Annotated in this window: 25 protein-coding genes; 17 read left to right on the top strand and 8 right to left on the bottom strand. The window is 59.6% G+C overall.

What is annotated here, in order from left to right; translation table 11 throughout:
* Positions 1-93: 93 nt before the first annotated feature.
* The 10 genes from BK659_RS11510 to BK659_RS11465 all read left to right on the top strand — a co-directional run bounded on the left by BK659_RS11510 (position 94) and on the right by BK659_RS11465 (position 8,973).
* The gene (locus BK659_RS11510) at positions 94-1,008 is read left to right on the top strand and encodes a glutamate/aspartate ABC transporter substrate-binding protein (protein ID WP_123425177.1); all 915 of its coding nucleotides are present in this window, start codon (positions 94-96) and stop codon (positions 1,006-1,008) included.
* A 192-nt stretch (positions 1,009-1,200) separates the two neighbouring features.
* Positions 1,201-1,947 carry an amino acid ABC transporter permease gene (locus tag BK659_RS11505; RefSeq protein ID WP_123425176.1) on the top strand — a complete coding sequence of 249 codons (747 nt, stop codon included), beginning with the start codon at positions 1,201-1,203 and terminating at the stop codon, positions 1,945-1,947.
* Positions 1,947-2,618: an amino acid ABC transporter permease gene (locus BK659_RS11500; RefSeq protein ID WP_123425175.1), complete on the top strand. Its 672-nt coding sequence runs from the start codon at positions 1,947-1,949 to the stop codon at positions 2,616-2,618. Before BK659_RS11505 ends, BK659_RS11500 begins: the two co-directional genes overlap by 1 nt.
* Positions 2,615-3,349 carry an amino acid ABC transporter ATP-binding protein gene (locus BK659_RS11495; RefSeq protein ID WP_123425174.1) on the top strand — a complete coding sequence of 245 codons (735 nt, stop codon included), beginning with the start codon at positions 2,615-2,617 and terminating at the stop codon, positions 3,347-3,349. Before BK659_RS11500 ends, BK659_RS11495 begins: the two co-directional genes overlap by 4 nt.
* A gap of 163 nt (positions 3,350-3,512) precedes the next feature.
* The gene (gene aauS, locus BK659_RS11490; RefSeq protein ID WP_123425173.1) at positions 3,513-5,414 is read left to right on the top strand and encodes a two-component sensor histidine kinase AauS; all 1,902 of its coding nucleotides are present in this window, start codon (positions 3,513-3,515) and stop codon (positions 5,412-5,414) included.
* Entirely contained in the window at positions 5,411-6,739 is a 1,329-nt protein-coding gene (gene aauR, locus BK659_RS11485; protein WP_123425172.1) for a two-component response regulator AauR, read from the top strand. The genes aauS and aauR overlap by 4 nt, the downstream gene beginning before the upstream one ends.
* Positions 6,740-6,766: 27 nt before the next feature.
* Entirely contained in the window at positions 6,767-7,096 is a 330-nt protein-coding gene (locus tag BK659_RS11480; protein ID WP_185015346.1) for a GlpM family protein, read from the top strand.
* Positions 7,097-7,266: 170 nt separating this feature from the next.
* On the top strand, positions 7,267-8,187 hold the full coding sequence (locus BK659_RS11475) for an arginase family protein (RefSeq protein ID WP_123425170.1): 921 nt from the start codon (positions 7,267-7,269) through the stop codon (positions 8,185-8,187).
* On the top strand, positions 8,184-8,558 hold the full coding sequence (locus tag BK659_RS11470) for a DMT family transporter (protein WP_123425169.1): 375 nt from the start codon (positions 8,184-8,186) through the stop codon (positions 8,556-8,558). The genes BK659_RS11475 and BK659_RS11470 overlap by 4 nt, the downstream gene beginning before the upstream one ends.
* A gap of 10 nt (positions 8,559-8,568) precedes the next feature.
* Positions 8,569-8,973 carry a DMT family transporter gene (locus BK659_RS11465; RefSeq protein ID WP_404942530.1) on the top strand — a complete coding sequence of 135 codons (405 nt, stop codon included), beginning with the start codon at positions 8,569-8,571 and terminating at the stop codon, positions 8,971-8,973.
* A gap of 109 nt (positions 8,974-9,082) precedes the next feature.
* On the opposite strand, the gene BK659_RS11460 is transcribed toward BK659_RS11465, so the two are convergent.
* A complete protein-coding gene (locus tag BK659_RS11460) occupies positions 9,083-9,949 on the bottom strand; it encodes a fatty acid desaturase family protein (protein WP_123425168.1) in 867 nt (288 codons plus the stop codon).
* Positions 9,950-10,158: 209 nt separating this feature from the next.
* Positions 10,159-10,929, bottom strand: coding sequence for a MipA/OmpV family protein (locus BK659_RS11455; RefSeq protein WP_123425167.1), 771 nt, complete (start codon positions 10,927-10,929; stop codon positions 10,159-10,161).
* A gap of 227 nt (positions 10,930-11,156) precedes the next feature.
* Between BK659_RS11455 and BK659_RS11450 the strand changes: the two genes are divergently transcribed.
* From BK659_RS11450 to BK659_RS11425, 6 genes are read left to right on the top strand one after another with little or no spacing between them, the layout of a single operon-like run.
* A complete protein-coding gene (locus BK659_RS11450) occupies positions 11,157-11,879 on the top strand; it encodes an MtnX-like HAD-IB family phosphatase (protein ID WP_123425166.1) in 723 nt (240 codons plus the stop codon).
* Positions 11,872-13,266, top strand: a complete 1,395-nt coding sequence (locus BK659_RS11445) for an aspartate aminotransferase family protein (protein ID WP_123425165.1) — start codon at positions 11,872-11,874, stop codon at positions 13,264-13,266. The genes BK659_RS11450 and BK659_RS11445 overlap by 8 nt, the downstream gene beginning before the upstream one ends.
* Positions 13,263-14,126, top strand: a complete 864-nt coding sequence (locus BK659_RS11440; RefSeq protein WP_123425164.1) for an alpha/beta hydrolase — start codon at positions 13,263-13,265, stop codon at positions 14,124-14,126. Before BK659_RS11445 ends, BK659_RS11440 begins: the two co-directional genes overlap by 4 nt.
* A gap of 14 nt (positions 14,127-14,140) precedes the next feature.
* The gene (locus tag BK659_RS11435; protein ID WP_123425163.1) at positions 14,141-15,265 is read left to right on the top strand and encodes a GNAT family N-acetyltransferase; all 1,125 of its coding nucleotides are present in this window, start codon (positions 14,141-14,143) and stop codon (positions 15,263-15,265) included.
* Positions 15,265-17,043 carry a sensor histidine kinase gene (locus BK659_RS11430; RefSeq protein ID WP_123425162.1) on the top strand — a complete coding sequence of 593 codons (1,779 nt, stop codon included), beginning with the start codon at positions 15,265-15,267 and terminating at the stop codon, positions 17,041-17,043. The genes BK659_RS11435 and BK659_RS11430 overlap by 1 nt, the downstream gene beginning before the upstream one ends.
* Positions 17,033-18,430 carry a sigma-54-dependent transcriptional regulator gene (locus BK659_RS11425; RefSeq protein WP_123425161.1) on the top strand — a complete coding sequence of 466 codons (1,398 nt, stop codon included), beginning with the start codon at positions 17,033-17,035 and terminating at the stop codon, positions 18,428-18,430. The genes BK659_RS11430 and BK659_RS11425 overlap by 11 nt, the downstream gene beginning before the upstream one ends.
* Before the next feature lie 90 nt (positions 18,431-18,520).
* Here BK659_RS11425 and BK659_RS11420 read toward each other — a convergent pair whose 3' ends face one another.
* Positions 18,521-19,555: an alpha/beta fold hydrolase gene (locus tag BK659_RS11420; protein ID WP_123425160.1), complete on the bottom strand. Its 1,035-nt coding sequence runs from the start codon at positions 19,553-19,555 to the stop codon at positions 18,521-18,523.
* Positions 19,556-19,783: 228 nt separating this feature from the next.
* On the bottom strand, positions 19,784-22,096 hold the full coding sequence (metE, locus tag BK659_RS11415) for a 5-methyltetrahydropteroyltriglutamate--homocysteine S-methyltransferase (RefSeq protein WP_123425159.1): 2,313 nt from the start codon (positions 22,094-22,096) through the stop codon (positions 19,784-19,786).
* Positions 22,097-22,205: 109 nt separating this feature from the next.
* Here metE and metR point away from each other — a divergent pair, with 109 nt between their 5' ends.
* Complete coding sequence (metR, locus tag BK659_RS11410; protein ID WP_103400858.1) at positions 22,206-23,123, top strand: transcriptional regulator MetR; 918 nt, start codon at positions 22,206-22,208, stop codon at positions 23,121-23,123.
* Between the two features lie 147 nt (positions 23,124-23,270).
* On the opposite strand, the gene BK659_RS11405 is transcribed toward metR, so the two are convergent.
* The 4 genes from BK659_RS11405 to nosR are packed head-to-tail and all read right to left on the bottom strand — an operon-like array spanning position 23,271 to position 26,270.
* Positions 23,271-23,768, bottom strand: a complete 498-nt coding sequence (locus BK659_RS11405) for a GNAT family N-acetyltransferase (RefSeq protein WP_123425158.1) — start codon at positions 23,766-23,768, stop codon at positions 23,271-23,273.
* A 5-nt stretch (positions 23,769-23,773) separates the two neighbouring features.
* Positions 23,774-24,412 carry a LysE family translocator gene (locus BK659_RS11400; protein ID WP_123425157.1) on the bottom strand — a complete coding sequence of 213 codons (639 nt, stop codon included), beginning with the start codon at positions 24,410-24,412 and terminating at the stop codon, positions 23,774-23,776.
* A 25-nt stretch (positions 24,413-24,437) separates the two neighbouring features.
* Complete coding sequence (locus BK659_RS11395; protein WP_123425156.1) at positions 24,438-24,872, bottom strand: NUDIX hydrolase; 435 nt, start codon at positions 24,870-24,872, stop codon at positions 24,438-24,440.
* A gap of 57 nt (positions 24,873-24,929) precedes the next feature.
* Positions 24,930-26,270, bottom strand: a complete 1,341-nt coding sequence (gene nosR, locus BK659_RS11390; protein ID WP_123425155.1) for a response regulator c-di-GMP phosphodiesterase, NosR family — start codon at positions 26,268-26,270, stop codon at positions 24,930-24,932.
* Between the last annotated feature and the right edge of the window lie 164 nt (positions 26,271-26,434).

Here is a 26,434-nt window from a genome sequence, read left to right as displayed (position 1 = left end):
ATGTACCAGCACTTCAGGAGCCGTCAAGGCATTCCGCAGTACATAAGGGCCGATGAACTGGCTCCATATAAAAACAATGTTGAGGAAAATTTGATGCGTATCGTTCCCCATATCCTGGGCGCAGCCATTGCTGCCGCACTGATCAGCACGCCAGTTTTCGCCGCCGAACTCACCGGCACCCTGAAGAAGATCAAAGAGTCCGGCACCATTACCCTGGGGCATCGCGATGCTTCTATTCCGTTTTCCTACATTGCAGACGCTTCCGGCAAACCGGTCGGCTACTCCCACGATATTCAGCTGAAAATCGTCGAAGCCATCAAAAAAGACCTGGACATGCCGAACCTGCAGGTCAAGTACAACCTGGTCACCTCGCAAACCCGTATTCCACTGGTGCAGAACGGCACTGTGGACGTCGAGTGCGGCTCCACCACCAACAACACCGAACGTCAGCAACAAGTTGACTTCTCCGTTGGCATCTTCGAAATCGGCACCAAGCTGCTGTCGAAAAAAGACTCGACTTACAAAGACTTCGCTGACCTCAAGGGCAAGAACGTCGTGACCACCGCCGGCACCACGTCCGAGCGCATTCTGAAGTCGATGAACGCCGACAAGCAGATGGGCATGAACGTGATCTCCGCCAAAGACCATGGCGAGTCCTTCCAGATGCTGGAAACCGGCCGCGCCGTGGCTTTCATGATGGACGACGCGCTGCTGGCCGGTGAAATGGCCAAGGCCAAGAAGCCGACTGACTGGGCCGTAACCGGTACTCCACAGTCCTACGAAATCTACGGCTGCATGGTCCGCAAGGGCGATGCACCGTTCAAGAAGGCTGTCGACGACGCGATCATCGCGACCTACAAGTCCGGCGAGATCAACAAGATCTACGAAAAATGGTTCATGCAGCCAATCCCGCCAAAAGGCCTGAACCTGATGTTCCCGATGAGCGACGAGCTCAAGGCTCTGATCGCCAACCCGACCGACAAAGCGGCTGACGAAAAGAAATCCTGATTTCTGACTAACCTTACCTCCTGAAAGGGCCCTCGCCCGTTCAGGAGGCAGTCACTACCTGCTGGCATTTTCTGGAAGCACTCGAACCGGTGGTTGTCGAGCCGATCGCGTGTGCCTGACCGTCGAGGTCAGAGGGAACGGAGTTTCCCCAGGCGGGCACTTGTACATCGATCGATCTGAGGGGAGACCCTAATGAATTACAACTGGGACTGGGGCGTGTTCTTCAAGTCCACCGGCGTGGGCAGCGAGACCTATCTCGACTGGTACATTTCCGGTTTGGGCTGGACCATCGCCATCGCTGTCGCGGCATGGATTATCGCCCTGTTGCTGGGCTCGATTCTGGGCGTCATGCGCACCGTGCCGAACCGCATCGTATCGGGCATCGCGACCTGCTACGTCGAACTCTTCCGTAACGTGCCGCTGCTGGTACAGCTGTTCATCTGGTACTTCCTGGTACCCGACCTGTTGCCGCAAAACCTGCAGGACTGGTACAAGCAGGACCTGAACCCGACCACCTCGGCCTTCCTCAGCGTCGTCGTGTGCCTGGGCCTGTTCACCACCGCGCGTGTTTGCGAACAGGTGCGCACCGGCATCCAGGCGTTGCCGCGTGGCCAGGAATCCGCCGCTCGCGCCATGGGCTTCAAGCTGCCGCAGATCTACTGGAACGTGCTGCTGCCCCAGGCTTACCGGATCATCATTCCGCCGCTTACCTCGGAATTCCTGAACGTATTCAAGAACTCGTCCGTCGCCTCCCTGATCGGTCTGATGGAACTGCTCGCGCAGACCAAACAGACCGCCGAGTTCTCCGCCAACCTGTTCGAAGCCTTCACCCTGGCGACCCTGATCTACTTCACCCTGAACATGAGCCTGATGCTGCTGATGCGCATGGTCGAGAAGAAAGTTGCCGTACCGGGCCTGATTTCCGTAGGGGGTAAATGATGGAATTCGACTTCTCGGGCATCATCCCGTCCCTGCCGGGCATGTGGAACGGCATGGTCATGACCCTCAAGCTAATGATCATGGGCGTGGTCGGCGGGATCATCCTCGGCACGATCCTGGCACTGATGCGCCTGTCCCACAACAAACTGCTGTCGAACATTGCCGGCGCCTACGTTAACTACTTCCGCTCGATTCCGCTGTTGCTGGTCATCACCTGGTTCTACCTGGCGGTGCCGTTCGTGCTGCGCTGGATCACTGGCGAAGACACGCCGATCGGCGCGTTCACTTCGTGCATCGTGGCCTTCATGATGTTCGAAGCGGCGTACTTCTGCGAAATCGTCCGGGCCGGCGTGCAGTCGATTCCCAAGGGCCAGATGGGTGCTGCCCAGGCCTTGGGCATGACGTATGGCCAGATGATGCGTTTGATCATCCTGCCGCAAGCGTTCCGCAAGATGACCCCGCTGCTGCTGCAACAGAGCATCATTCTGTTTCAGGACACCTCGCTGGTCTACGCGGTCGGTCTGGTGGATTTCCTCAACGCCTCGCGTGCCAGTGGCGACATCATTGGCCGCTCCAATGAGTTCCTGATCATCGCAGGTCTCGTGTACTTCACAATCAGCTTTGCCGCCTCGCTGCTGGTCAAGCGTCTGCAAAAAAGGTTTGCCGTATGATCTCTATCAAGAATGTCAACAAGTGGTATGGCGACTTCCAGGTACTGACTGACTGCAGCACCGAGGTCAAAAAAGGCGAAGTGATTGTGGTGTGCGGACCGTCCGGCTCCGGCAAATCCACCCTGATCAAATGCGTCAACGCCCTGGAACCGTTCCAGAAAGGCGACGTAGTGGTCGATGGCACGTCCATCGCCAACCCGAAGACCGATCTGCCGAAACTGCGCTCGCGCGTTGGCATGGTGTTCCAGCATTTCGAGCTGTTCCCGCACCTGACCATCACCGAAAACCTGACCATCGCGCAGATCAAGGTGTTGGGCCGCAGCAAGGAAGAAGCCACCAAAAAAGGCCTGCAACTGCTTGAGCGCGTCGGCCTTTCGGCTCACGCCCACAAGCACCCGGGCCAGCTCTCCGGTGGTCAGCAACAGCGTGTGGCGATTGCCCGCGCGCTGGCGATGGACCCGATCGTCATGCTGTTCGACGAACCGACCTCGGCGCTCGATCCGGAAATGGTCAACGAAGTGCTCGACGTGATGGTGCAACTGGCGCACGAAGGCATGACCATGATGTGCGTAACCCACGAAATGGGCTTCGCCCGTAAAGTGGCGGATCGGGTGATCTTCATGGATCAGGGCAAAATCATCGAAGACTGCAAGAAAGAAGAGTTCTTCGGTGACATCAACGCCCGCTCCGACCGTGCGCAGCATTTCCTCGAGAAAATCCTGCAGCACTAACAACAGCACCGCTCCCCACCTGTGGGAGCGAGCTTGCTCGCGATGACTGCCTACCAGTCAATGATGATGTCGACTGTTAGTCCGCTATCGCGAGCAAGCTCGCTCCCACAAGGGCCGATGGTGGTCTGGAGATTTGTGTTGTGGTTGACCCAAGGCATCTGTGATGAAATGCGACCCCACTCTCTATCGCGCAGCGCCGCCATCACTTGCCGTGAAACCCCGTCTGATTCGCCATCTGTTTCTGCCTCCGCTGGTCATCTTGCTGATGGTCGGGTTGGGTTACGTCGGCTTCTGGGTCAGCGAACACTACGGGATTCGCAGCCTCAGCGAGAACGGTCAACGGCAGCTGGAACTGCACGCCCGCGCGGTCGAAAGCGAGATCAGCAAATACACCTACCTGCCCAGCCTGCTGGAACTCGAGTCGAGTGTTTCCAAACTGCTGGACGACCCTACGCCTGAACACCGGCAAGCGGTCAATGATTACCTCGAGGGCCTGAACCGGCGCAGCCGCAGTCGGGCGATCTACGTGATGGACACCACCGGTCGGGTGCTGGCGACCAGCAATTGGCGCGATGTCGACAGTTACCTCGGTGAAGACTTGTCCTTTCGTGCCTATTTCCAGAATGCCGTACGCGGCCAGCCGGGGCGTTTCTACGGCATCGGCAGCACCAACGGCGAACCCGGTTACTACCTGGCCCACGGCCTCGAAGAGCAAGGCAAGATCATCGGCGTCGCAGTGGTTAAAGTCCGCCTCGAAGCCATGGAAGAGCGCTGGCAGCGTGCACGCCTGGAAGCCTTCGTCAGTGACGAGAATGGCATCATTATTCTTTCCAGCGACCCGGCGCGCCGGCTCAAATCGGTTCGCCCGCTCAGCGATGACACCAAAGAACGCCTGGCCCGCAGCCTGCAATATTACTGGTTCCCGCTCAACGAACTGGAACCGCTGGCCCGTGAGCGACTGTCCGAAGGCGTGGAAAAAATCACCTTCCCGGCCAACGCCGAGCTGGTCTCCGATGAACAGGAAATCAGCTACCTGTCGCAAACCCGCCCCTTGAGCGATACACCGTGGAATTTCACCCTGCTCACACCGCTCCAGGACTTACGCCGCGAAGCGATCAATCAGGGCATTCTGGTCGCGGTGGCCTTCGCGCTGGTGGCGTTCCTGCTGATCGCCTGGAACGAACGACGCAAAGTCATCGCCACCCGCCTCGCTGCCCGTGAAGCACTGCAAGAAGCCAACAGCCAACTGGAGCGCAAGATCACCGAGCGCACCACCGACCTGCGTGCCAGCAACGAACGCCTGAAAAGCCAGATCCGCGAACGCCGCCAGGCTGAAGAAACCTTGCGCCGGGCCCAGGATGAACTGGTCCAGGCCGGCAAACTCGCGGCTATCGGCCAGATGTCCACCAGCATTGCCCACGAATTGAACCAGCCGCTGGCCGCCTTGCGCACCTTGTCCGGCAACACCGTGCGCTTTCTTGAGCGCGGTCAGCTGGACATCGCCAGTGCCAACCTGAAAACCATCAATGAACTGATCGACCGCATGGGCCGGATCACCGCCAGTCTGCGCTCCTTTGCCCGGCGCGGTGACGATCAGGGCCAGGCCAGCCTCGGCAAAGCGGTAGACGCCGCCTTGCAACTGCTCGGCGCTCGCCTTGAAAGCGCTCGCTTGCTGTTGCACCGCGAGTTCAGCGATGTGCAAGTGCAGATCGACCAGACCCGTCTGGAACAGATTCTGGTCAATCTTATCGGTAACGCGCTGGACGCCATGCAAGCGCAGCCGCAGCCCGAGCTGTGGCTGGAGGGTGACGTCGTCGACGGCAAATATCGCCTGCGCGTACGCGACAACGGCCACGGCATCGACGCCGAAACCCGCAAGCACTTGTTCGAACCTTTCTTTACCACCAAACCCGGCGAACAGGGCCTGGGCCTCGGCCTGACCCTGTCGGCAAGCCTGGCCGCCGCCACTGGCGGTCACCTCGGCGTCGAACACCCGACCAGCGGTGGTACTGCTTTCGTCCTCAGTTTACCGTTGGTAAGCCCCCTTCCCGCCGAGCCAATATGAACAACGACCTTAGTGTGCTGATCGTCGAAGACGATCCCCATGTCCTGCTCGGTTGCCAGCAGGCCCTGGCCCTGGAAGATATTCCCTGTGAAGGTGTCGGTAGCGCTGAAGAAGCCCTGGCGCGAGTCGGCGACAACTTCGCCGGGATCGTCATCAGCGACATTCGCCTGCCGGGCATCGATGGCCTGGAACTGCTGAGCCGCCTCAAGGCGCGCGATCGCAGCCTGCCGGTGGTGCTGATCACCGGCCATGGCGACATCTCGATGGCGGTCGGCGCGATGCAAAAAGGCGCCTACGACTTCATGGAAAAACCGTTCTCCCCCGAACGCCTGGTAGACGTCGCGCGCCGCGCCCTGGAGCAACGCAGTCTGGCTCGCGAAGTGACCTCCTTGCGTCGGCAACTGGCCGAACGCGACTCCCTTGAGGGGCGGATCATCGGCCGCTCGCCCGCCATGCAGCACCTGCGCGAGCTGATCGCCAACGTCGCCGACACCTCGGCCAACGTGCTGATCGAAGGCGAGACCGGCACCGGCAAAGAGTTGGTCGCGCGTTGCCTGCATGACTTCAGTCGCCGTCACTCGCAGCAATTCGTCGCGCTGAACTGCGGTGGCTTGCCGGAGAACCTGTTCGAAAGCGAAATCTTCGGTCACGAAGCGAATGCCTTTACCGGTGCCGGCAAACGACGGATCGGCAAGATCGAACACGCCAACGGCGGCACGCTGTTCCTCGATGAAGTGGAAAGCATGCCACTGGCGCTGCAAATCAAATTGCTGCGGGTGTTGCAGGAGCGCACGCTGGAGCGGCTCGGTTCGAACCAGAACATTGCGGTCGACTGCCGGGTGATCGCGGCGACCAAGTCCGACCTCGATGACCTGAGCAAAGTCGGCCAGTTTCGCAGCGACCTGTATTACCGCTTGAACGTGGTGACCCTGGAACTGCCGCCGCTACGTGAACGCCGCGAAGACATCCTGCAATTGTTCGAACACTTCTTGCAGCAATCGTCGCTACGGTTTGACCGTGCAGTGCCTGAACTGGACAACCAGACCCTGTCGACCCTGATGAGCCACGACTGGCCCGGCAATGTGCGCGAACTGCGCAACGTCGCCGAGCGTTTTGCTCTCGGTTTGCCGGTCTTCAAGAAATCCGGCACCAGTGGCGCCGCCCAAGGCCTGGCGTTCTCCGAAGCGGTGGAAGCCTTCGAGCGCAATCTGCTCAATGACGCCTTGCAGCGCAGCGGCGGCAACCTGACCCAGGCCAGCCTGGAACTGGGCATGGCCAAGACCACGCTGTTCGACAAGGTCAAAAAATACGGTTTGAGTCACTAACCCACTGCGAGACGTTCCGTGGATCTACTGTTGAAAGCTGCACTGGGCGCCGCGGTGGTGGTGATCCTCGCCTTCCTCGCCAAAACCAGAAACTATTACATCGCAGGCCTGGTACCGCTGTTTCCGACCTTTGCACTGATCGCTCATTACATCGTCGGCAAGGGCCGCTCGCTGGACGACCTGAAGACCACCATCGTGTTTGGCATGTGGTCGATCATTCCGTACTTCGTTTACCTGGCGATGTTGTATGTGATGGTGGATCGGCTGCGGTTGGAGGCATCATTGGCGGTGGCGGCGCTCGCGTGGCTGATGGCGGCGACGGTGTTGGTTTCTGTTTGGGTGCGGGTTCACGCCTGATAACGTGCCGTTCTCCAAAAGATCGCAGCCTGCGGCAGCTCCTACGGGTGTACGCGATCTTTCTGATGTCTGGCCCGTCCCTTGCATTTACCCGTTAAAGCCCGCCCGGCCTGCGCTCGTGATCGACCGCGCCGGCTTTGGAGGGGCGCTGCCATGGGTAAGAATACGTTTTGAATATCTTGGATCTCGACCACAGCCTGACAGCCCAGGCGCCGATTGTCCGGCTGCTGGAAAGCGGTCGTGCGAATCGTCTGGACCTGCTCGATCTGGGACCCAAACTGCGTTTGTGGTCCAGTGAGAAAAACTACCGACGCTTTTCCGAACGCCTGCGCCAACGGCCCCCCCATACGGGCCCGCAGCCGGAAATATTCTTTATGGGTTCCGGCGACTACCACCACCTGACCCCGGCCTTTCTCGCCGAGATTACCGAGCCGGTCAGCCTGATCCATTTCGATAACCATCCCGACTGGGTGCGCTTCGCGCCGCGTCGGCATTGCGGTTCGTGGGTCAATCGGGCGCTAAAGATGCCGAACATCAAACGCATCGTCACCCTCGGGCCGTGCAGCGACGACCTGCATAACCCGCAACTGCGCGGCGGCAACCTCGGCGCGCTGAAGCGTGGTGACTTGCAACTCTTCCCCTGGCAGCACCCGCCGTCCCAGGTCTGGGGCCTGATCGGCGATGGTGCCGGGCATCAACAGCGGGAAAACATGCTGCACTGGCGCAACCTGGCGGACCTCGACTGGCCAGTGTTTCTCCAGCAATTGATCGAAAGCCTGCCGACCGAAGCCGTGTGGATCACCATCGACAAGGACGTGCTCGCCAGCGAAGATGCCGCGACCAACTGGGATCAGGGCGGCATGCGCTTGACGCACTTGCTGCAAGCCCTGCGTGCATTGGCCGCGAGCAAGCGGATCCTGGGCATCGATGTCTGCGGCGAGTTCGCCCAACCGGCCTTCAGCAATGCGTTCAAGCGCTGGGAAGCCAAGTCCGACCAGCCGCCTCCCGAGCGCTGGAGCGAAGACGATCTGCTGCGAAATGCGGCAACCAACCAGGCACTGATCAGCCTGTTCGAGGAGTTATTCCCGTGAATTTGACCGTGGTGTTACTGGTGGCGTTTTCGATTCTCCTCGACGTCATCGGGCAGCTCTGTTTCAAGCTGGGTCTGGATCGTTTGCCCGAGCTCGAAGGCGGCTTCCGGCTGAATGCGTTCTGGGGCCAGGTGTTCAATGCGCCGTTGCTCTGGTGTGGGATCGGCGCCTACGCAATCGAGTTCTTTGTCTGGCTCGAAGCCTTGTCCCGCGCGCCGCTGAGCCTGTTGTTTCCGGCGGCGGCACTGGCTTACTGCGGCGTCGTACTGGCGGGCAAAGTGGTGCTGGGTGAAACCGTCAGCCGCCGGCGCTGGCTCGGCACCGTGGTGATTACGGCGGGCGTGATGCTCGTGTGTGTCGCCCATGCCTGAAGCTCAATCGATGATGGAAAGGAACAGCACTATGGGTTGGCTGCACGGGCGTCTGGGCACCGTTGTGCTGTGGATGCTGCTGATCGGTTTTGAAAGTAGCGGTCAGATCGCGACCAAAGTGGGTGGTGATCAACTGGGGCAGATGGACTTCAACCTCCAATGGCTGGCAGCCGTGGCCGGTAATCCTGGGGTGCTGACGGCCATCGCCTGCTACATCGGGGCATTCTTCGTCTGGATGTTGATATTGCGACGCAGCAGCCTGTCGCTGGCGTTTCCGCTGAGTTCGCTGGTATTTGTCGGCGTACTGCTCGGCTCGTGGCTCGGCCTCGGCGAACAGATCAGCCTGCTGCACTGGTTGGGCGTGGCAGTGATCATGGGCGGGATTGCGTTACTGGCTGAAGGCGAAGAAACCTGAATACAACGCTATTCCATGTGGGAGCGTGGCTTGCCCGCGAAGCGAACACCGCGGTTTTTCAGGCATTACGCGTTATCGTTCTTCGCGGGCAAGCCACGCTCCCACAAGGTCAGCGCTTATGGTGGGCCGTCAGGAAGCCCAAACCGTGTGACAGCGCAATCACCTTCACCCCCGCCGCTCGTTGCTGTTCGGCAATTTCGCGGTGGAATGCCTTGACCTGGGTCCAGTGCATTTTCGGCCGGTAATGATGCTCGGCGTGATAGCCGTTGTTCATCCAGATCAGGTTGTAGAGCACGCTGTAGCTGCTCACGCCCCAGGCAATCGGCAAGTCCGGATTGCCGCCAAAATGCTCGTAATACCCGTTGAGCGAAGACAACGCCTGACCGAGATACCAGAACGGCAACAACAGCAGCACCGCATGCCAGTCGTAGAACGCCAGCGCCACATATGCCGCCACCGTCACATAAATCTCGACCTTGACCCAACGCGCATCGCTGGGCCGCTTGCGCTGCATTTCTTCGTAGAACGGCTTGGGATCATCGCGGAAAAAGCTGAGAAAAGTGTATGACCAAGGGTTTTCGGGTTGTCCGTCCTTGCCGCGCAGGTAGATCGACAGCGGATCGACGGTCTTGCCATTGGCGTCCGGCAGATCGGAGTTGCCACGGTGATGGCGGTTATGGATGTCGCGGTACAGCGTTTGCGAGAACCCGATGGTCACCGACAGCAACAAGTCGAACGCCCGGTTCATCCAGGCAATGGTGAAGTACGGGTTGTGGATCTGGTTGTGGGAAATGCTGTTGATGCTCCACGACAGGCTGACGGCGTAGACCAGTGCCAGCGGCACGATGGCCCACCACGACAGGTCATGGAAGGTCAGCACCAACCACAAAACAAACGCCAGATGAGCCACACCGAGCGCGATCGGGACCAGATCCCACAGCGAATAGGCGAGGAAACGATACGCGGGACGAGCCATGAAGCACTCCTGAAATATTGAGTTCTCCACGACTATTGCAAACAGCAGACCAAACTTACCTGTAGCAGCTGCCGAAGGCTGCGTTCGGCTGCGTAGCAGTCGTAAAACCGGCCACCCGGCGCTTCCAGAAATACCGAGGGTTACTTGATTGCGACTGCTGCGCAGCCGAACGCAGGCTACGCCAGCTGCTACGGGGATCTGCGCTCAGGTCAATTGAATTTGTAGCTGATCGCCGCCTGTACTTCGCCCTGGTTCACGCGGCCTTCTTGCTTGACGATGGTGCTGTCCGCCGCCGAGTTGGTCAGGTGCTTCCAACTGGCACTGGTCACCAACGACCACTTTGCTGCCAGCGGGAACTCGAAGTTCTGGGTCAACGCCACATTCTGCAAGCCGCCACTGGCCTTGTACGGACGGAACTCCGAATCCCGGGCGTCTTTGTTGGAAACGCCAAAGAACGTCTGAGTCTGCCGGCCATCGGCAAAATTCGCGGCCAGTTCGCTACTGCCAATGATCCCCAGCCCCAGCGGATAACCCACTTCCCCGCCCACACGACCGAGCACACCACCCTGGCCGCGATTAGCCCCCACGGTATGGCCGACGAAAGCGAAAATTCGCCAGAAATCAGCCGGGCTGTACTGAACGAAGCCACCGGCCTCGCCCATGGCCGACACATTGTGCAGGCCCCGCAGCGTGCCATTGGAGTTGCGTCCCGGAATGTAGTTGATAAACGGCCCGGCACTGAAACCATTGGTTTTCAAGGCGCTCCAGGTCAAACCGTCGTCGGTGCTGAGGCTGACATCGCCCCAGTCCAGATCGAAGTAAGGCACCGGCACGGTTTCATAACGACTACCCGTGGGGTCATAGGGCTGATTGCTCATGCCGAGACCTGCCTCACCGGTAATTCCGGTCGCCTGCGCGGTGGCGCAAAACCCGCCAAGGCCCAGCAAGGCAGCGAATACAGCAGAGGTAATCCTGAACATAGAGCAATTCCTTGGCAGTGCAGGCGCGCATCAACTCCCGGGCCGATTTTCCTGCGCAAGCACTCATGTTGTTTGTAGCGACCTACAAAAATTGTAGCTTCGCGGACACATATCCCGCACAGCATACCTCAGAGCCCCAGCCTATAGGATCTGAAACAACTTGGCACAATCCCTGCTCTACCCCGTTGCAAGCGCAACAGCGCGCCCCTGTCCTATAGGTAATGCAGATGATTGACTGGCATATCGTGTGTGATTTCGACGGGACCATCACCCGCACCGACGTGATCGACAGCATCCTCCAACGTTTCGCCGACCCGAGCTGGGAAGCGATCGAGGACGAGTGGCTGAGCGGTGCTATCGGTTCGCGTGAATGCCTCAGTCGCCAGCTATCGCTGGTCAAGGCAACACCCAACGAACTGCTCGGGTTCTTCGACAGTGTCGAAATCGATGCCGACTTCCCGGACTTTGTCGACCACGTGGTCGGTCTGGGCGCCTCCATCGAAGTGGTCAGTGACGGCATCGAGCAAGGCATCGCGCGGATTCTGGCGCGCAACTACGTCAGCCTCCTGCCGATCCTCGCCAACCGCCTGCGTCAGGTCGACCACAACAGCTGGCGCATCGACTTTCCGTATTCGAGCGACGCCTGCCGTGCGGCCTCCGGCAACTGCAAATGCAAGTCCACGCCCAGCAGCAAACGCGTGCTGGTAATCGGCGACGGCCAGTCCGACATGTGCGTGGCGTCCACCGCCGACTTCGTATTCGCCAAGGACCGCCTGGCCGAACATTGCGAACGCAATGGCATTGCCTACGCCCGTTTCGACAGCTTCGCCGAACTTCCGGCCTTGCTGGCCAAACTGCCTGCCGGCAACGCCGCCAACGCCACTGCCTTCGCGCTTGAAACCTCTTCTGAACTCTCGCTACACAATCAGGAACTCTTCCACCATGTCTGATATCCGAATTGCTACCGCAGAAGACCAGATCCTTCTGGACAAAGAAGCCAAGTACTGCTCCTACGGCGACACCGTTCACTACATCGATCCGCCGCGTATTTTCAGCCGTTGCGAAGGCTCCTACGTCTGGGACACCGAAGATCAGGCTTACCTCGACCTGCAAATGTGGTACTCGGCGGTCAACTTCGGTTACGCCAACCCGCGTCTGAACAACGCCCTGAAACAACAGATCGACACCCTGCCGCAAATCGCCAGCCAGTACCTGCACAAAGGCAAGATCGAGCTGTCGGAAATGATCGCGGTCGACGCCAAGAACAAGTTCGGCCTCGACGGTCGCGTGCACTTCAACGTCGGCGGTTCGCAGTCCATCGAAGACTCGTTGAAAGTGGTCCGTAACGCCACCAACGGCAAGAGCCTGATGTTCGCCTTCGAAGGCGGCTACCACGGCCGTACCCTCGGCGCCTCGTCGATCACCTCGAGCTACCGCTACCGTCGCCGCTACGGTCACTTCGGTGAGCGTGCCAACTTCATCCCGTTCCCGTACCACTTCCGTGGCCCGAAAGGCATGACCAAGGAAGAATACGGCAGCCATTGCGTGCAGCAGTTCGCCCGTCTGTTCGAAACCGAATACAACGGCGTCTGGGACCCTAAAGTCGGCCAGAGCGAATACGCAGCCTTCTACGTCGAGCCAATCCAGGGCACCGGCGGCTACGTGATCCCGCCGATGAACTTCTACAGCGAGCTCAAGCAAGTGCTGGATCAGCACGGCATCCTGATGGTCGTCGACGAAATCCAGATGGGTTTCTGGCGTACCGGCAAGCTGTGGTCGATCGAACACTTCGACGTCAAACCGGACGTGATCGTCTTCGGTAAGGCGCTGACCAACGGCCTCAACCCACTGGGCGGTATCTGGGCTCGCGAAGAGCTGATCAACCCTAAGGTGTTCCCGCCAGGTTCGACTCACTCCACCTTCGCTTCCAACCCGCTGGGTACTGCGGTCGGTCTGGAAATGTTCAAGATGACCCACGAAGTCGACTACGGCTCGATGGTCATGGCCAAGGGCAAATACTTCCTGGACGGTTTGCAGGACCTGCAGAAACGCTACCCGATCATCGGCGACGTCGACGGCCTGGGCCTGGCTCTGCGCTGCGAAATCTGCGGCCCGGACGGCTTCACTCCGGACAAGGCCACTCTGGACTTCATGGTTGATGAAGGCATGAAGGGCGACATCGAAATCGACGGCAAGCGTCTGGGCCTGATTCTCGATGTGGGCGGCTACTACAAGAACGTCATCACCCTGGCCCCGTCGCTGGAAATCAGCTACGCGGAAATCGATCTGGGCATCGCCCTGCTCGACCGCCTGCTTGATCGGGCCATGAAACGATGAATCAAACAGAGATCGATCTCGGCGAAGGCAGTACCGGTTTCGTTCTCGGCAGTGGCGAGGTCGCGGTGTTGTTGATCCACGGCCTGACCGGCACCCCGACGGAGTTGCGTCGGGTTGCCATCGGCCTGGCCAAATCGGGTTGCACGGTGTACGTGCCAACCCTGGCCGGGCACTGCGGTGACAACGCCGACCTGCAAGCCACCGGCTGGCAGGACTGGTATGAAGGTGTACGCAAGACATTCGTGGGCATACGCCAGCGGCACGAACAGGTGTTCGTCGGCGGTCTGTCCATGGGCGCGGTCATGTCCATGTATGTCGCGTCCGAGCATCCAGGACAGGTCGCCGGCCTGCTGATGTATTCAACCACCCTGCGCTACGACGGCTGGAACATCCACAAACTGGCGTTCCTGACCCCCTTGTTGATGAAGATCCCATTCGGCGTGAACATCTGCAGCTTCGAAGAATCGCCGCCCTATGGCATCAAGAACGAGCGTCTGCGGGCGATCGTCGAACGTCAGATGAAGGAAGGCGAAAGCAGCAATGCCGGTCTGTTGACCATGGAAGGCGTGACCGTGCGCGAATTGCACCGGATGAATGCGGTGGTCAAGAAGCGCATGCCGTCGATCAAGACACCCGCCCTGGTACTGCACTCCATCGAGGACGACATCACCAGCCGCTGGAACGCCGATTACGTCGAACGCCATCTTGGCGGCCCGGTCACCAAGGTCATGCTGGACAACTGCTATCACATGATCACCGTCGACCTGGAATACCGACGCGTCGTGGAGTTGAGCGCGGACTTCGTCCAACAACTCTCCATGAAGCCAAGCGAGCGTGAAGAGTATCGACAACTGGCGTAGCTTAAGGACAAGACGTGATTACCGCCCAAGTCTTTTCAACCATCGAGGCGATCGAACGTTGCGCCTGGAATGACTGTTTCCCCGGGGAACTGGAGGACTGGGATTACTATCGGGCGGTTGAACAGGCTGGGGTCACCGACTTCCAGTGGCGTTACCTTGCACTCTATGAAGGCAGTACGCTGATTGCCGCGGCGGCGGCGTTTACCACCCAGTACTCGCTCGACACCACGGTGCAGGGCATCGGCAAACGCATCACGCAGCGCTTGCGCCAATGGCTGCCGGGTGTGCTGGATATTCGCTTGTACGCCTTGGGATCGCCAGTGACCGAGCAATGCCACGCAGGCACCGCCAGCCACATCACCGAAGAGCAGCGTCCGGCGCTGTTGCGTCAGTTACTGACGTTGGCCCGTAACGATGCCAACCAGGCGGGTATCGGCCTGTTGGCGGTCAAGGATGCACCCAGCCACGATCAGCAATGGATTGACGTCTGCCACAAGGCCGGGCTGCAAACCATGCCCGGTTTGCCGAGTGCGATATTGCCGATCGTTTTCGGGTCTCTTGATGCCTACCTCGGCACGCTGGGAAAATCCACCCGCAAGGATTTACGCCGAAAACTTCGGGCCCAGGGTCCGCGGATCGAATGGCGACGTTCGGTCGACGATGTGTTGCCAGAAATGATGCGCTTGTATGAAGCCACCCAGGCACGCAGCGAACTGGAGTTCGAACGACTGTCGGCAGAGTACTTCACCAACATCCTCGAACACCTCGACCAACGCGCCGCGTGCGTGCTGTATTGGGTGGGCGAGCAACTGGTGGCGTTCAATCTGGTGTTGCTGGATGAACATCGACTGGTGGACAAGTTTTTTGCCCACGACCTGGAACAGACCCGCGAGTACAACCTGTACTTCAGAAGCTGGCTGGCCAATGTCGACTACTGTATTCAACACAAAATCCCGCTGTATGAGTGTGGCCAGGCTGGTTATGCCAGTAAGCTGCGGCTCGGCTGCAAGTTCGAAGGCAATACGTTGTTTTTTCACCACCGTAACGCGCTGCTCAACGCTTTGCTCAAACTCGTGAAACTGTTTGTCCGACCGGATAAGTCCGACCCTGCCATGGCTGCTGCGATAAGCGAAACCTGATGAAACAAGACCGACGCCGTAAAGCCCTGCCCTTCGCCATCTCCCGCTGGAGTGTCCAACGCAAGCTGGTATTGGCGTTCTGGCTGGTCAGCGTGATCCCTACCATGATCGCTGCGGAACTGGCGGCCACCACGCTGTCACAGATCTTCGATAGCAACGTGCGGATCTGGTTGCAGGAATCGACCAAGATCGTCGAAGACGAGGTCCGGGAAATCCTCCGCGAAAACACGCGGGTCGCCCAGTTGTTGCTGCGCCACATCCGCCCGATCAACGACCGGCTCTCGGCCCGGCAGGACCGCCTCAGCGCCGACATTGCCGAAGCCATGGGCATCGACGTCGTGGCGCTGGTGCGCACCAGCGATCACAAAGTGCTGTTCAGTACCGTGACCGACGACATCGTCGAGCAAATCAACACCGCGCCCAAAGCCGTCCTGCAAACCATTCAGGTCACGGGCGCGTCCACCGGCATCCTGGTCTCGACCTTCCAGACAACCCAGGCTGGGGTCGACTATCAGTTGGTCCTCGCCAACTACCTGGACAGCAGCTTCCTCACCAGCGTCGCCGATGTGCATTCCCTTGACCTGCGGTTGTACCTGGCCAAGGACGAAGACTTCTCGGAAATTTTCGCGACCCAGCGCTTCGAAGATCACCCCATGAAGGTGCCCGAAGACATCGAGCAAATCCTGCGCACCACGAAAAAACCGATCGAACAGTTCACCAATAACTACAGCGGCATCTATCGGCCAATCCTCAATGACAGCGGTGAACTTCAGGGGGTGATATTCAGCGGCCTGCTGCGCCACAACAGCCTGGTCGGGCTGGTGAACCAGAGCAATCTGTTCATCCTGATTTTCATCCTCAGTTCGGCGCTGTCGCTGGGTGTCGGCTGGCTGGTCTCGCAACGCCTGACCCAGCCCCTGCGCAATCTCTCCAAAGGCGTACGGGGGGTCATCGACGGTGATTATCGTCAGCGGATACCGGTCACCGGCAGCGATGAGCTGGCCGAACTGAGCAGCACCTTCAACCACATGACCGAGCGCCTGGGCGAACTGCAGCACCTGGAATCGCAACTGCGCCGCCGGGATCGCCTGCATGCGCTGGGTGAAGTGGCCATGGGCCTGGCCCATGAAATCCGCAACCCGCTGGGCATCATCAAAACCGCGACCCAGTTGTTGCACCGTCGCGCCGACCTGCCCGAAACCGACAAGCGGCATCTGGAATACGTGGTCAGCGAGGTCAGCCGGATCAACGACCTGATCACCGAATTCCTCGACTTTGCCAAGCCCAGCGCGCCCATGCGTTCTACCCAACTGGTGCGACCGCTGGTCGATGAGCTGATCGGATTCTGTGCCCCGGAACTGGCGACTCATAACATCGACGCCCGGATCGAAGACAATGCGCCGGCCGCGACCATGCACGCCGATGCCCGGCAACTCAAACAGGCTTGCCTGAACCTGGTGATCAACGCCATTGACGCAATGCCCGATGGCGGTCGCCTGACCCTGGGCATTTCCAGCGACAAGGAGTACACCGTCATCAGTGTTTCCGACACCGGTCAGGGCATCGAACCGGACATGATCGAGCGTATCTTCACGCCGTTCGTCACCACCAAGGCTTCAGGTACGGGTCTTGGGCTGGCAAAAGTCTTCTCGATCATGGAAAACCATAACGGGCGAATTGAATGCGTCAGCGAAAAAGATGCCGGCGCCACATTCAGCCTGTACATTCCGGCCAACGGTGAAGACGACAGCGACGACGAGGACAGTGATGACGCATAACATTCTGGTAGTCGATGACGAGCCCAAGCTCTGCGACTTGTTGGCGTCCGCCCTGAGCCAGAACGATATCCAGGTGTTCACCGCCAGCAATGGCTTGCACGCGCTCAAGGTGCTGGAACAGGAAGACATTGACCTGGTGATCAGCGACTGGCGCATGCCCGGCATGGACGGGCCGCAGCTACTGGCCGAAATCAAAGTGCGCTTTCCGCAATTGCCGGTGATCGTCATGACGGCCTACAGCACGGTGAAAAACGCCGTGCAGTCGATGCGCAACGGCGCCTTCGACTACATTGCCAAGCCGTTCGACATCGATGAGCTGGACATTACGGTCAGCAAGGCCCTGCAGTTTCGCGAGATTCTCAAAGACAACCAGCGCATGCGCGCCGAGCTTGAGGAGCACGCGCAAATCGACAGCCTGGTGGGCGACAGTCCGACCTTCCGTCGAGTGCTGCAAGCGGTGGATTCGGTGCGCGAAAGCAACGCGACCATCCTGCTCACCGGCGAAAGCGGTACCGGCAAGGAAATGGTCGCGCGGGCCATCCACAAACATGGCAACCGCGCCGACAAACCCTTCATCGCAGTGAACTGTGCAGCTATTCCCGAAGGCTTGCTGGAAAGTGAAATGTTCGGCCATCGCAAAGGCGCCTTCACCGGCGCGGTGGCCGATCGGGTCGGGCGTTTCATGCAGGCCGACAAGGGCACGCTGTTTCTCGATGAGGTTGGCGACATGCCGCTGGCGTTGCAGGCGAAGATTCTGCGTGCCTTGCAAGAGCGCGTGATCGAACCGGTGGGTGATCCGCGTGAACGCAAGGTCGACGTGCGAGTGATCGCTGCCACCAACAAAGACCTGCTGGAAGCGGTGGCCAACAAAGAGTTTCGCGAAGACCTTTACTATCGCCTCAACGTGTTCCCGATCCCCCTGCCTGCCTTGCGTGAACGGGTCGAAGACATCGCGCCATTGGCCCGGCACTTCGCACACACCATGGGCGCCACCGCCGGCAAACGCATCAACGGTTTCAGCCCGGAAGCCTTGCAGGCCATGGTCAGTTATTCGTGGCCGGGAAACATCCGCGAACTGCAAAACTGCGTTGAACGCGCCACCATCGTTGCCTCGGGTGCGGTGATCGAGGAAGACGATCTTCCGGCCTATCTGTTCGCCTCAAGGCGCTCCGGCGACGGCGCCAGCGCGGTCCTCAACGAAAGTACCGGTGTGCCGCACGACCTCGACGCCGCACTGGCCGAAGTCGAAAAAAACTACATCCTGGCGGCCCTGCAACAAAGCAACGGCGTGCAAGCCGCTGCCGCGCAACTGATCGGTATCTCGGAGCGCAGCTTCTGGTATCGGCTGAAGAAACTGGGGATTCATGTGGACAAAATCGTCCGCTGAGCGCCATGTCAGGAAAAGATCGCAGCCTACGGCAGCTCCTACGGGGTCAGTGTAGGAGCTGCCGCAGGCTGCGATCTTTTGATCTTCTCGTTACAACAGATTCGGTGCCCGCACCGGATCGATCTGCGCCCAATGCGAGGTATCTTCACGATGGGATTGCAGGTACGGCAACACCGCCGCCAGTAACGGCGCCTTGAACGCTTCCTGAAAACGATGGGCCAGCCCTGGAATCAGCTTCAACTGACTGCCCTGGATATGCGCCGCCAGGTGAATGCCATGCATCACCGGCAACAGCGGATCGGCGGTGCCATGCACCACCAGCGTCGGCACCCGCAACTGATTGAGCAGCGCCACCCGGCTCGGTTCGGCGAGGATCGCCATGATCTGGCGCTTCACGCCGTCGGGATTGAACGCCCGGTCGTAGGCCACCGCCGCCAGATGCAACAGAACCTGACGATCATCGCTCACCTGAGGACTGCCCAGCGCGGCCAGCAGATCGGCCTGTTGCTCCAGCGCCACCTCACGGTTCGGCGCACTGCGCCGCGACAGCAACTGCACCAGCGCCGCGTTGGGTGCCGGCAAGCCTTCAGCACCGGAACTGGTCATGATCAGCGTCAAACTCTCGACCCGTTGCGGCGCCATCGCCGCCATGTGCTGGGCGATCATTCCGCCCATGCTCGCGCCCAGTACATGGAATTGCTCCACGTGCAGCGCATCCATCAGGCCTAGCGCGTCGTCCGCCATGTCGGTCAGGGTGTACGGCGCCGCTACGGGTAAACCGAGTTTGTAGCGCAGCACCTCAAAGGTCAGGTTGGCATTGGCAGGTGCCTGACGCCAGGTCGACAGCCCGACATCGCGATTGTCGTAGCGAATCACCCGAAAACCTTGCTCGCACAGCGCAACCACCACCTCATCCGGCCAGTGAATCAACTGGCCACCCAGGCCCATCACCAGCAGCAACGCAGGATCGGACGCACGACCGATGCTCTGGTACGCCAGGCTCACCTGCGCCAGATCGACACGCTCGGTCGGAACATTGACATCGCAGCGCGACGCCGCAAAAGACGGTAGGCCGAACAGCAGTGCGGCCAGAAGAACCGCAGTTGAAAAAAATCGTACCCGCATGAAAAAACACCGAAACGCAGAACCCCAGTAGAGCGCGAGTCTGATGAACTTTGTTAAAGCGCGCTGCCACAGTTACGTGACAGTTTGATGAAGGGTGCCGAACGGTCGTATTCAAGACCGAGTTATCGTTCATCGCGAGCAAGCTCGCTCCCACAGGATTTATGTCGGATACAGACTTTGTGTACGATATCGATCAACTGTGGGAGCGAGCTTGCTCGCGATGGCGTCCTACGCCAATTGACTACGCAACTGCCGAGCGGCAGCCACCATGTTCACCAACGCCGCTTCGGTCTCCGGCCAGGCGCGGGTTTTCAGGCCGCAGTCCGGGTTGACCCACAGTCGTTCGGCCGGGATCCGCTGTACGGCTTTACTCATCAACTTGACCATCTCGGCCGTGTCCGGCACCCGTGGCGAGTGGATGTCGTAGACGCCCGGACCAATGTCGTTCGGGTAATCGAAGGCCTTGAAGGCTTCCAGCAATTCCATGTCCGAACGCGAGGTTTCGATAGTGATCACGTCCGCGTCCATGGCAGCGATGGACTGGATCACGTCATTGAACTCGCTGTAGCACATGTGGGTGTGGATCTGGGTTTCATCGCGCACACCCGATGCACTCAAGCGGAACGCCTCCACCGCCCAGTCCAGATACTCCTGCCATTGCGCCCGGCGCAGCGGCAAGCCTTCGCGGAACGCCGCTTCGTCGATCTGGACGATTTTGATTCCGGCCCGCTCCAGGTCGACCACCTCGTCACGCAGGGCCAGCGCCAACTGTTGCGCCTGCACTTTACGCGACACATCTTCACGCGGGAACGACCACATCAACATCGTCACCGGACCGGTCAGCATGCCCTTCATGACCTTGTCGGTCAGGCTCTGGGCGTAAGTGATCCAGTCGACGGTCATGGCCTTCGGACGGCTCAGGTCGCCGTAAATGATCGCCGGTTTCACACAACGCGAACCGTAGCTCTGAACCCAGCCGAAACGGGTGAACAGGTAGCCGTCGAGTTGCTCGGCAAAGTATTCGACCATGTCATTGCGCTCGGCTTCACCGTGCACCAGCACATCGAGACCCAGGCGCTCCTGAATTTGCACCGCGTGGCGGATTTCGCTGTGCATCGCGTCGGTGTAATCGTTGACCGAAAGCTTGCCCTGCTTGAACGACTGGCGCGCCAGACGGATCGATGCGGTCTGCGGGAATGAGCCGATGGTAGTGCTCGGGAAGGCCGGCAGTCGCAGACGTGCACGTTGCAGTTCGATACGTTTGGCAAACTCTGAGTGACGCTGGCTGTCGGTGTCGCGAATGGCCAGGATGCGCGCCTGCACCTCGGCTTTATGGATACGTGGCGATTGCACACGGCTGGCCTGCACGGCGCGGCTGTGTGCCAATGCGGCTTTAACCTTCAGCGACTGAGGATCGTTCAGCGCGTCACGCAGCACGGCGATTTCACCGCACTTTTGCACGGCGAACGCCAGCCAGCTCTTCAGCTCGGCGTCGAGTTTATCTTCGCGATCCAGGTCCACCGGGCTGTGCAACAACGAGCACGAGCTGCTGACCCACAGGTTGTCGCCGTAGCGCTCTTGCGCCGGTTTCAGCTGTGCCAGCGCCTGTTCCAGCTCGCAACGCCAGACGTTGCGACCGTTGACCAGGCCCACCGACAGCACTTTATAGGTTGGCAGACGATCGAGTACCTGGCCCAGTTGCTCCGGCGCTCGTACCGCGTCGATGTGCAAGCCGTCCACCGGCAGGCTCACGGCCAGCCCGAGATTGTCTTCCAGACCACTGAAGTAGGTGGCCACGAGCTTTTTCAATGGTGAATATTGAAGGATGTGGTAGGCGCGCTCGAAGGCGTTTTTCCAGGCTTGCGGCAGGTCGAGGGTCAGGATCGGTTCATCGATCTGCACCCATTCCACACCTTGAGCCTTGAGGCGATTGAGGATTTCGCCGTAGAGCGGCAGCAGGCGCTCGAGCAGGTCGAGTTTGTCGAAGTCGTTACCTTTTGCCTTGCCCAGCCACAAGTAAGTCAAAGGGCCGATGATCACCGGTTTGACGGTGTACCCGAGGGCGTGGGCTTCGTCGACTTCGTCGAACAGTTGCTCCCAGCTCAATTTGAACGGTTGGTCAGCGGTGAATTCCGGGACCAGGTAGTGGTAGTTGGTGTCGAACCACTTGGTCAGTTCCTGCGCATATTGCGCCTTGGCAGGCTCATCGCCGCAACACCCCGCGCTGGCGCCACGGGCCATGGCGAACAAGGTGTCGAGGGTCGGCAGGCCTCGGGCATCCCTGGCACTGTCGAAGCGCTCGGGGATCACGCCGAAAGTCAGCGAGTGCGTCAGCACCTGGTCATACCAGGCGAAGTCACCCACGGGCAGCAGGTCAATGCCGGCGTCTTTCTGCAATTGCCAGTGCCTGGCCCGCAACTGGCGGCCGACGGTTTGCAACCCGGCCTGATCGAGATCGCCCTTCCAATAGGATTCCAGGGCTTTTTTCAGTTCGCGGTCGGCGCCGATGCGTGGAAAACCGAGTGTGTGGGCCAAGGCCATGGCATATGTTCTCCGAAGTAAAAGATGGCCCTATTGTCGACAGCCAACCCAACATGAGACAAACTCAACCTTTTCGTGTTGATCACAAAATTCATTCATGGAGGCCCTGGTGCTCGAAATCCGTCACCTGAAGACCCTGCACGCCTTGCGCGAAGCCGACAGTCTGGTCGAAGCCGCCGAACGTCTGCACCTGACCCAATCCGCCCTGTCCCACCAGTTCAAAGAGCTGGAAGAGCGCATGGGCATGCCGCTGTTCGTGCGCAAAACCAAACCGGTGCGCTTCACCAGCGCCGGTCTGCGCCTGCTGCAACTGGCCGACGCCACCCTGCCGCTGCTGCGCGGAGCCGAACGTGACATCGCGCGCCTGGCCGGTGGCACCGCCGGACGGCTGCACATGGCGATCGAATGCCACAGCTGCTTTCAGTGGTTGATGCCGACTATCGACCAGTTCCGCGATGCCTGGCCGGAAGTCGAGCTGGACCTGGCGTCGGGCTTCTCCTTCGCCCCGCTGCCGGCCCTGGCCCGTGGCGACCTGGACCTGGTGGTAACGTCCGACCCATTGGAGCTGGCCGGGATCACCTACGTGCCCTTATTCACCTACGAAGCGATGCTCGCGGTGGCCAATCAGCATCGGTTGGCAAGCAAGCCCTACATCGTCCCGGAAGATCTGCTCAGCGAAACCCTGATCACCTACCCGGTGGAACGCGATCGACTGGACATTTTCACCCGTTTCCTGGAGCCGGCCGACATCGAACCGGCGCAGGTTCGTACTTCGGAACTGACGGTGATGATGATGCAATTGGTAGCCAGCGGCCGTGGCGTCTGCGGCATGCCGCATTGGGCGCTGCACGAGTACAGCTCACGGGGTTACGTGAAGGCCAAGCGGCTGGGAGAGAAAGGATTGTTTGCCACGCTGTACGCCGGGATCCGCGCCGACATGCTCGACGCGCCGTACATGCGCGACTTCCTGCTGACGGCCAAGGACACCTCGTTCTCGACCCTGGATGGTGTCAGCGCGGTGCGCTGAAACACATGGATCGAGCAACACCGATCAAACGTGGGAAGAGCCGGGCGACGTTCGCTTGCTCGCGATGGTGGCGGCACATCCAGCATTGATGCGACTGACACACCGCTATCGCGAGCAAGCTCGCTCCCACAGGTAATCGCATTGGTTTCAGAGCTCGCGCCACATGTGGATCTTGTCGAAATAATCTTCGCCAACCCGCACCGCCAATGGTTCGAGCCCGAATTGCACGAAACCACAGCGTTGATACAACTTGAACGCGGCGTCATTGCCGGCAGTGACGGTCAGTTGAATCAGCTTCAACCCCGGCCGTCCCCGCGCCTCCTCGAACAGCGCCTGAACCAGCTCATAACCCAGCCCGCGCTGTCTGACCGTGCCTGACACGTACATGCCAAACAACGTTGCCTTGTGCCGGGCTTTTTCCCGTGCCTCGAAGGCCAGGCCGACAATGCCCACCAGTTCGCCCTTCTCAAACGCACCGAGCAGCAGGTCCAGCGGGCTGCTCAATCGAGACTCCCACCAGCTCAACGGCATCACCGCGCGCTCGCGGACACTGGAGGTGAACGCCTGCGGATGGCGGTCATAGGCCTCAAGCATCAGCGCCCGGTAAGCGAGCGCATGGCTGGCATCGAGTCGTTGGATCGCCATGTTATTCAGGCCATACGCCGTGGTTCAGCCATCAGGCGCACCGCCAGGCCAACCAGCACGAAGCCCATGAAATAACGCTGAGCCGCCAGCCAGGTCGGGTTGTTGACGAACCACGAAGCAATTCCGGCAGCAAACAGTGCGATCAACAGATTGACGGTAAAACTCACGCTGATCTGAGTCAGGCCCAGGGCAATACTTTGGGTGAATATCGAACCGTGTTCCGGGCTGATGAACTGCGGGAACACCGAGAGATAGAACACTGCGATTTTCGGGTTCAGCGCGCTGGTGAGAAAACCCATCAGCATCAGTTTGCGAGACGAGTCCGGCGGCAGTTGCTGAGCTTCAAAGGGCGAGCGCGCGCCCGGTTTGACTGCCTGCCAGGCCATCCACAGCAAGTACAGGGCACCGGCCCACTTGAGTGCCTCGTAAGCCATCGGCACCGCCATGAAGACCGCGGTCAGACCTGCCGCCGCCGCAAACAGATGCACGAAAAAACCCGCGACCACCCCGAGCAACGAGGTCACGCCTGCCTTGCGTCCCTGGCAGATCGAACGGGAGATCAGGTAGATCATGTTCGGTCCCGGTGTCAGCACCAGCAGCAGCGAAGCAGCCGCAAAAATCAACAGATCGTGGGTTGGAATCATGACGCAATCCTTGTCGTTGAAAGGGTCAGGCCGGAGCCTTCAGGGAGGTTCGATAAAACGGCAGGATCAGGTCCCGTGTCAATGGCGCCAGCATCACATCAACCACATTGTGCGGGTCAATCCACAGCAGCTCTTCGATTTCCGCCGCCGCAGAGACTTGTTGCTGGATATCCAGCTGAAAAACCTCGGCCTCGACCACGAACCCCGGCTCATTGGCTGCCGGAGCAGAAAATTTGCCCAGATAGCTCGCTTGAGTGGTATCGATGAGCAAACCCAGTTCTTCTTCCAGTTCGCGGGCCAGCGCATCGACCGGTTGCTCGCAGGCTTCGATCTTGCCACCCGGCTGCATGAAGGCCTGGGTCCCGCGCTTGCGCACCAGCAGGGTTCGGCCGTCCGGGCCGATCAACAGGGCGGCGGCGATGCGGATAATGCGCGGTGAAGCAGAAGATGAAAGCGTCATGGATCAACGATGGCCCTGAACAAAAAAGCCAAGGATCACATGAGCGCAGGTGCCCAGTCACGTCGAAAAGACCACTGCGGTTTCCGGCTCCTTGGGCATACTGACAAATACACTGTACCTGGCGCCCTCCATCGCTTCGAAGGCGATGAGTTTTTCCACCAGCGGGCCGTTGAGCACCTTGCCGGCATTGAGCAACAGCATGCCGTTGTCGGCATTGAGGTTGCGCGCCAGCACCATGCCAGCCGCCAGGTCGCGAGTGGTCAGTACCTTGACCGTCGGATCGCCGAGCGTGACATCACGCAGGTAAGTGGCGCAGACCTGAACGAAATCCTCCACCAGTTCCGGGTCGTAGAAACGCCCGCTGTATTTGCGGATAAACAGCAGCGCTTCATCACTGTTCATTTGGCGCTCAAGGATCAGCCCGCGCTGCAATTCGATGAAATCCACGGCCAGCTTCAACAGGCGCGAACCCAAGGGGATCGCCTCCCCCTTGAGGCGGTCGGGAAACCCGCTGCCGTCCCAGCGTTCCTGGTGGTGCAGGATCAGGCGTGCGGCATCTTTCATCGGATCAAGGGTCATCAACAGCGATTCGCTCTGTTTCGGATAACCGCGATACAACTCCCGTTCGGTGTGATGCAGCAGGTCCGAAGGGGTCGTCATCATGCTGTCGGTCCAGCTCAACTTGCCGATGTTGTAAAGCGCCGCGGCCATGGTCAGGTCTCGGCTGCTGGCCTCGTCCAGCCCATGGGTCTGGCAGTAGATACGCACCAGATCGATGATTTGCCGGTTGGTTTGCTTGGCGGCGGGCAGACGCAGGTTGGCCAACAGCGAAAACACCTCGGTACCGGTGACATAGCTGTGCTTGAGCTCTTCGTAGGCCAGATCGAGCATGTCGGCGGTCTGTTGCAGTTCGGCGGTGCGCGCCATGACATGTTTTTCCAGGGTCGCGTTGAGTAGCTTCAACTCCTCGTTCCGATCCCACACCAACTGCACCAGTCGCAACCGCTCGCGCTCGGAGTGTTGATACTCCAGGGACTGACGCAACGTCAGTAGCATTTCCTCGTCGCTCCAGGGTTTGCTGATGTAACGGTGGATCTTCCCCTCATTGATTGCCTTGATGATCATCGACAGGTCGGCATACCCGGTCAGCAGGATGCGTACGGTGTCGGGATACCGCTCGTGGATACGCGCCAGCAGGGTCGCACCGTCCATGCCGGGCATGCGTGCATCGGTCATCACCAGATCAACCGGTTGCTTCTCCATGATCTCCAGCGCCTGGGCGCCGCTCGCGGCCAGCAGCACTTCATAGGGTTGGCCGCGCAACAGCCGACGCAGGCTATTGAGGATCGATTCCTCGTCATCAACCAGCAGCACTCGGGGTTTAAGCAGCTCATCCATGGCATTACCTCATCTGAAACAGCCCAATCGTTTCGTGAGCGCCCAAAGGAATTCCCCCTACTCCATGGGCCTGAACTACAGGCTAGACGGTTTTTCAGCACAGCTCGCAATAGATTTGCCACGCAGCGGGCGGCGAACTCAACAGCTGCAGACTATGCTGTGGG

This window comes from Pseudomonas brassicacearum (assembly GCF_003732225.1).
GTDB classification, from domain to species: Bacteria; Pseudomonadota; Gammaproteobacteria; order Pseudomonadales; family Pseudomonadaceae; genus Aquipseudomonas; species Aquipseudomonas brassicacearum_E.
The sequence above is the reverse complement of the archived record's forward strand: the minus strand, read 5'-3'. Positions and strand labels throughout refer to the sequence as shown.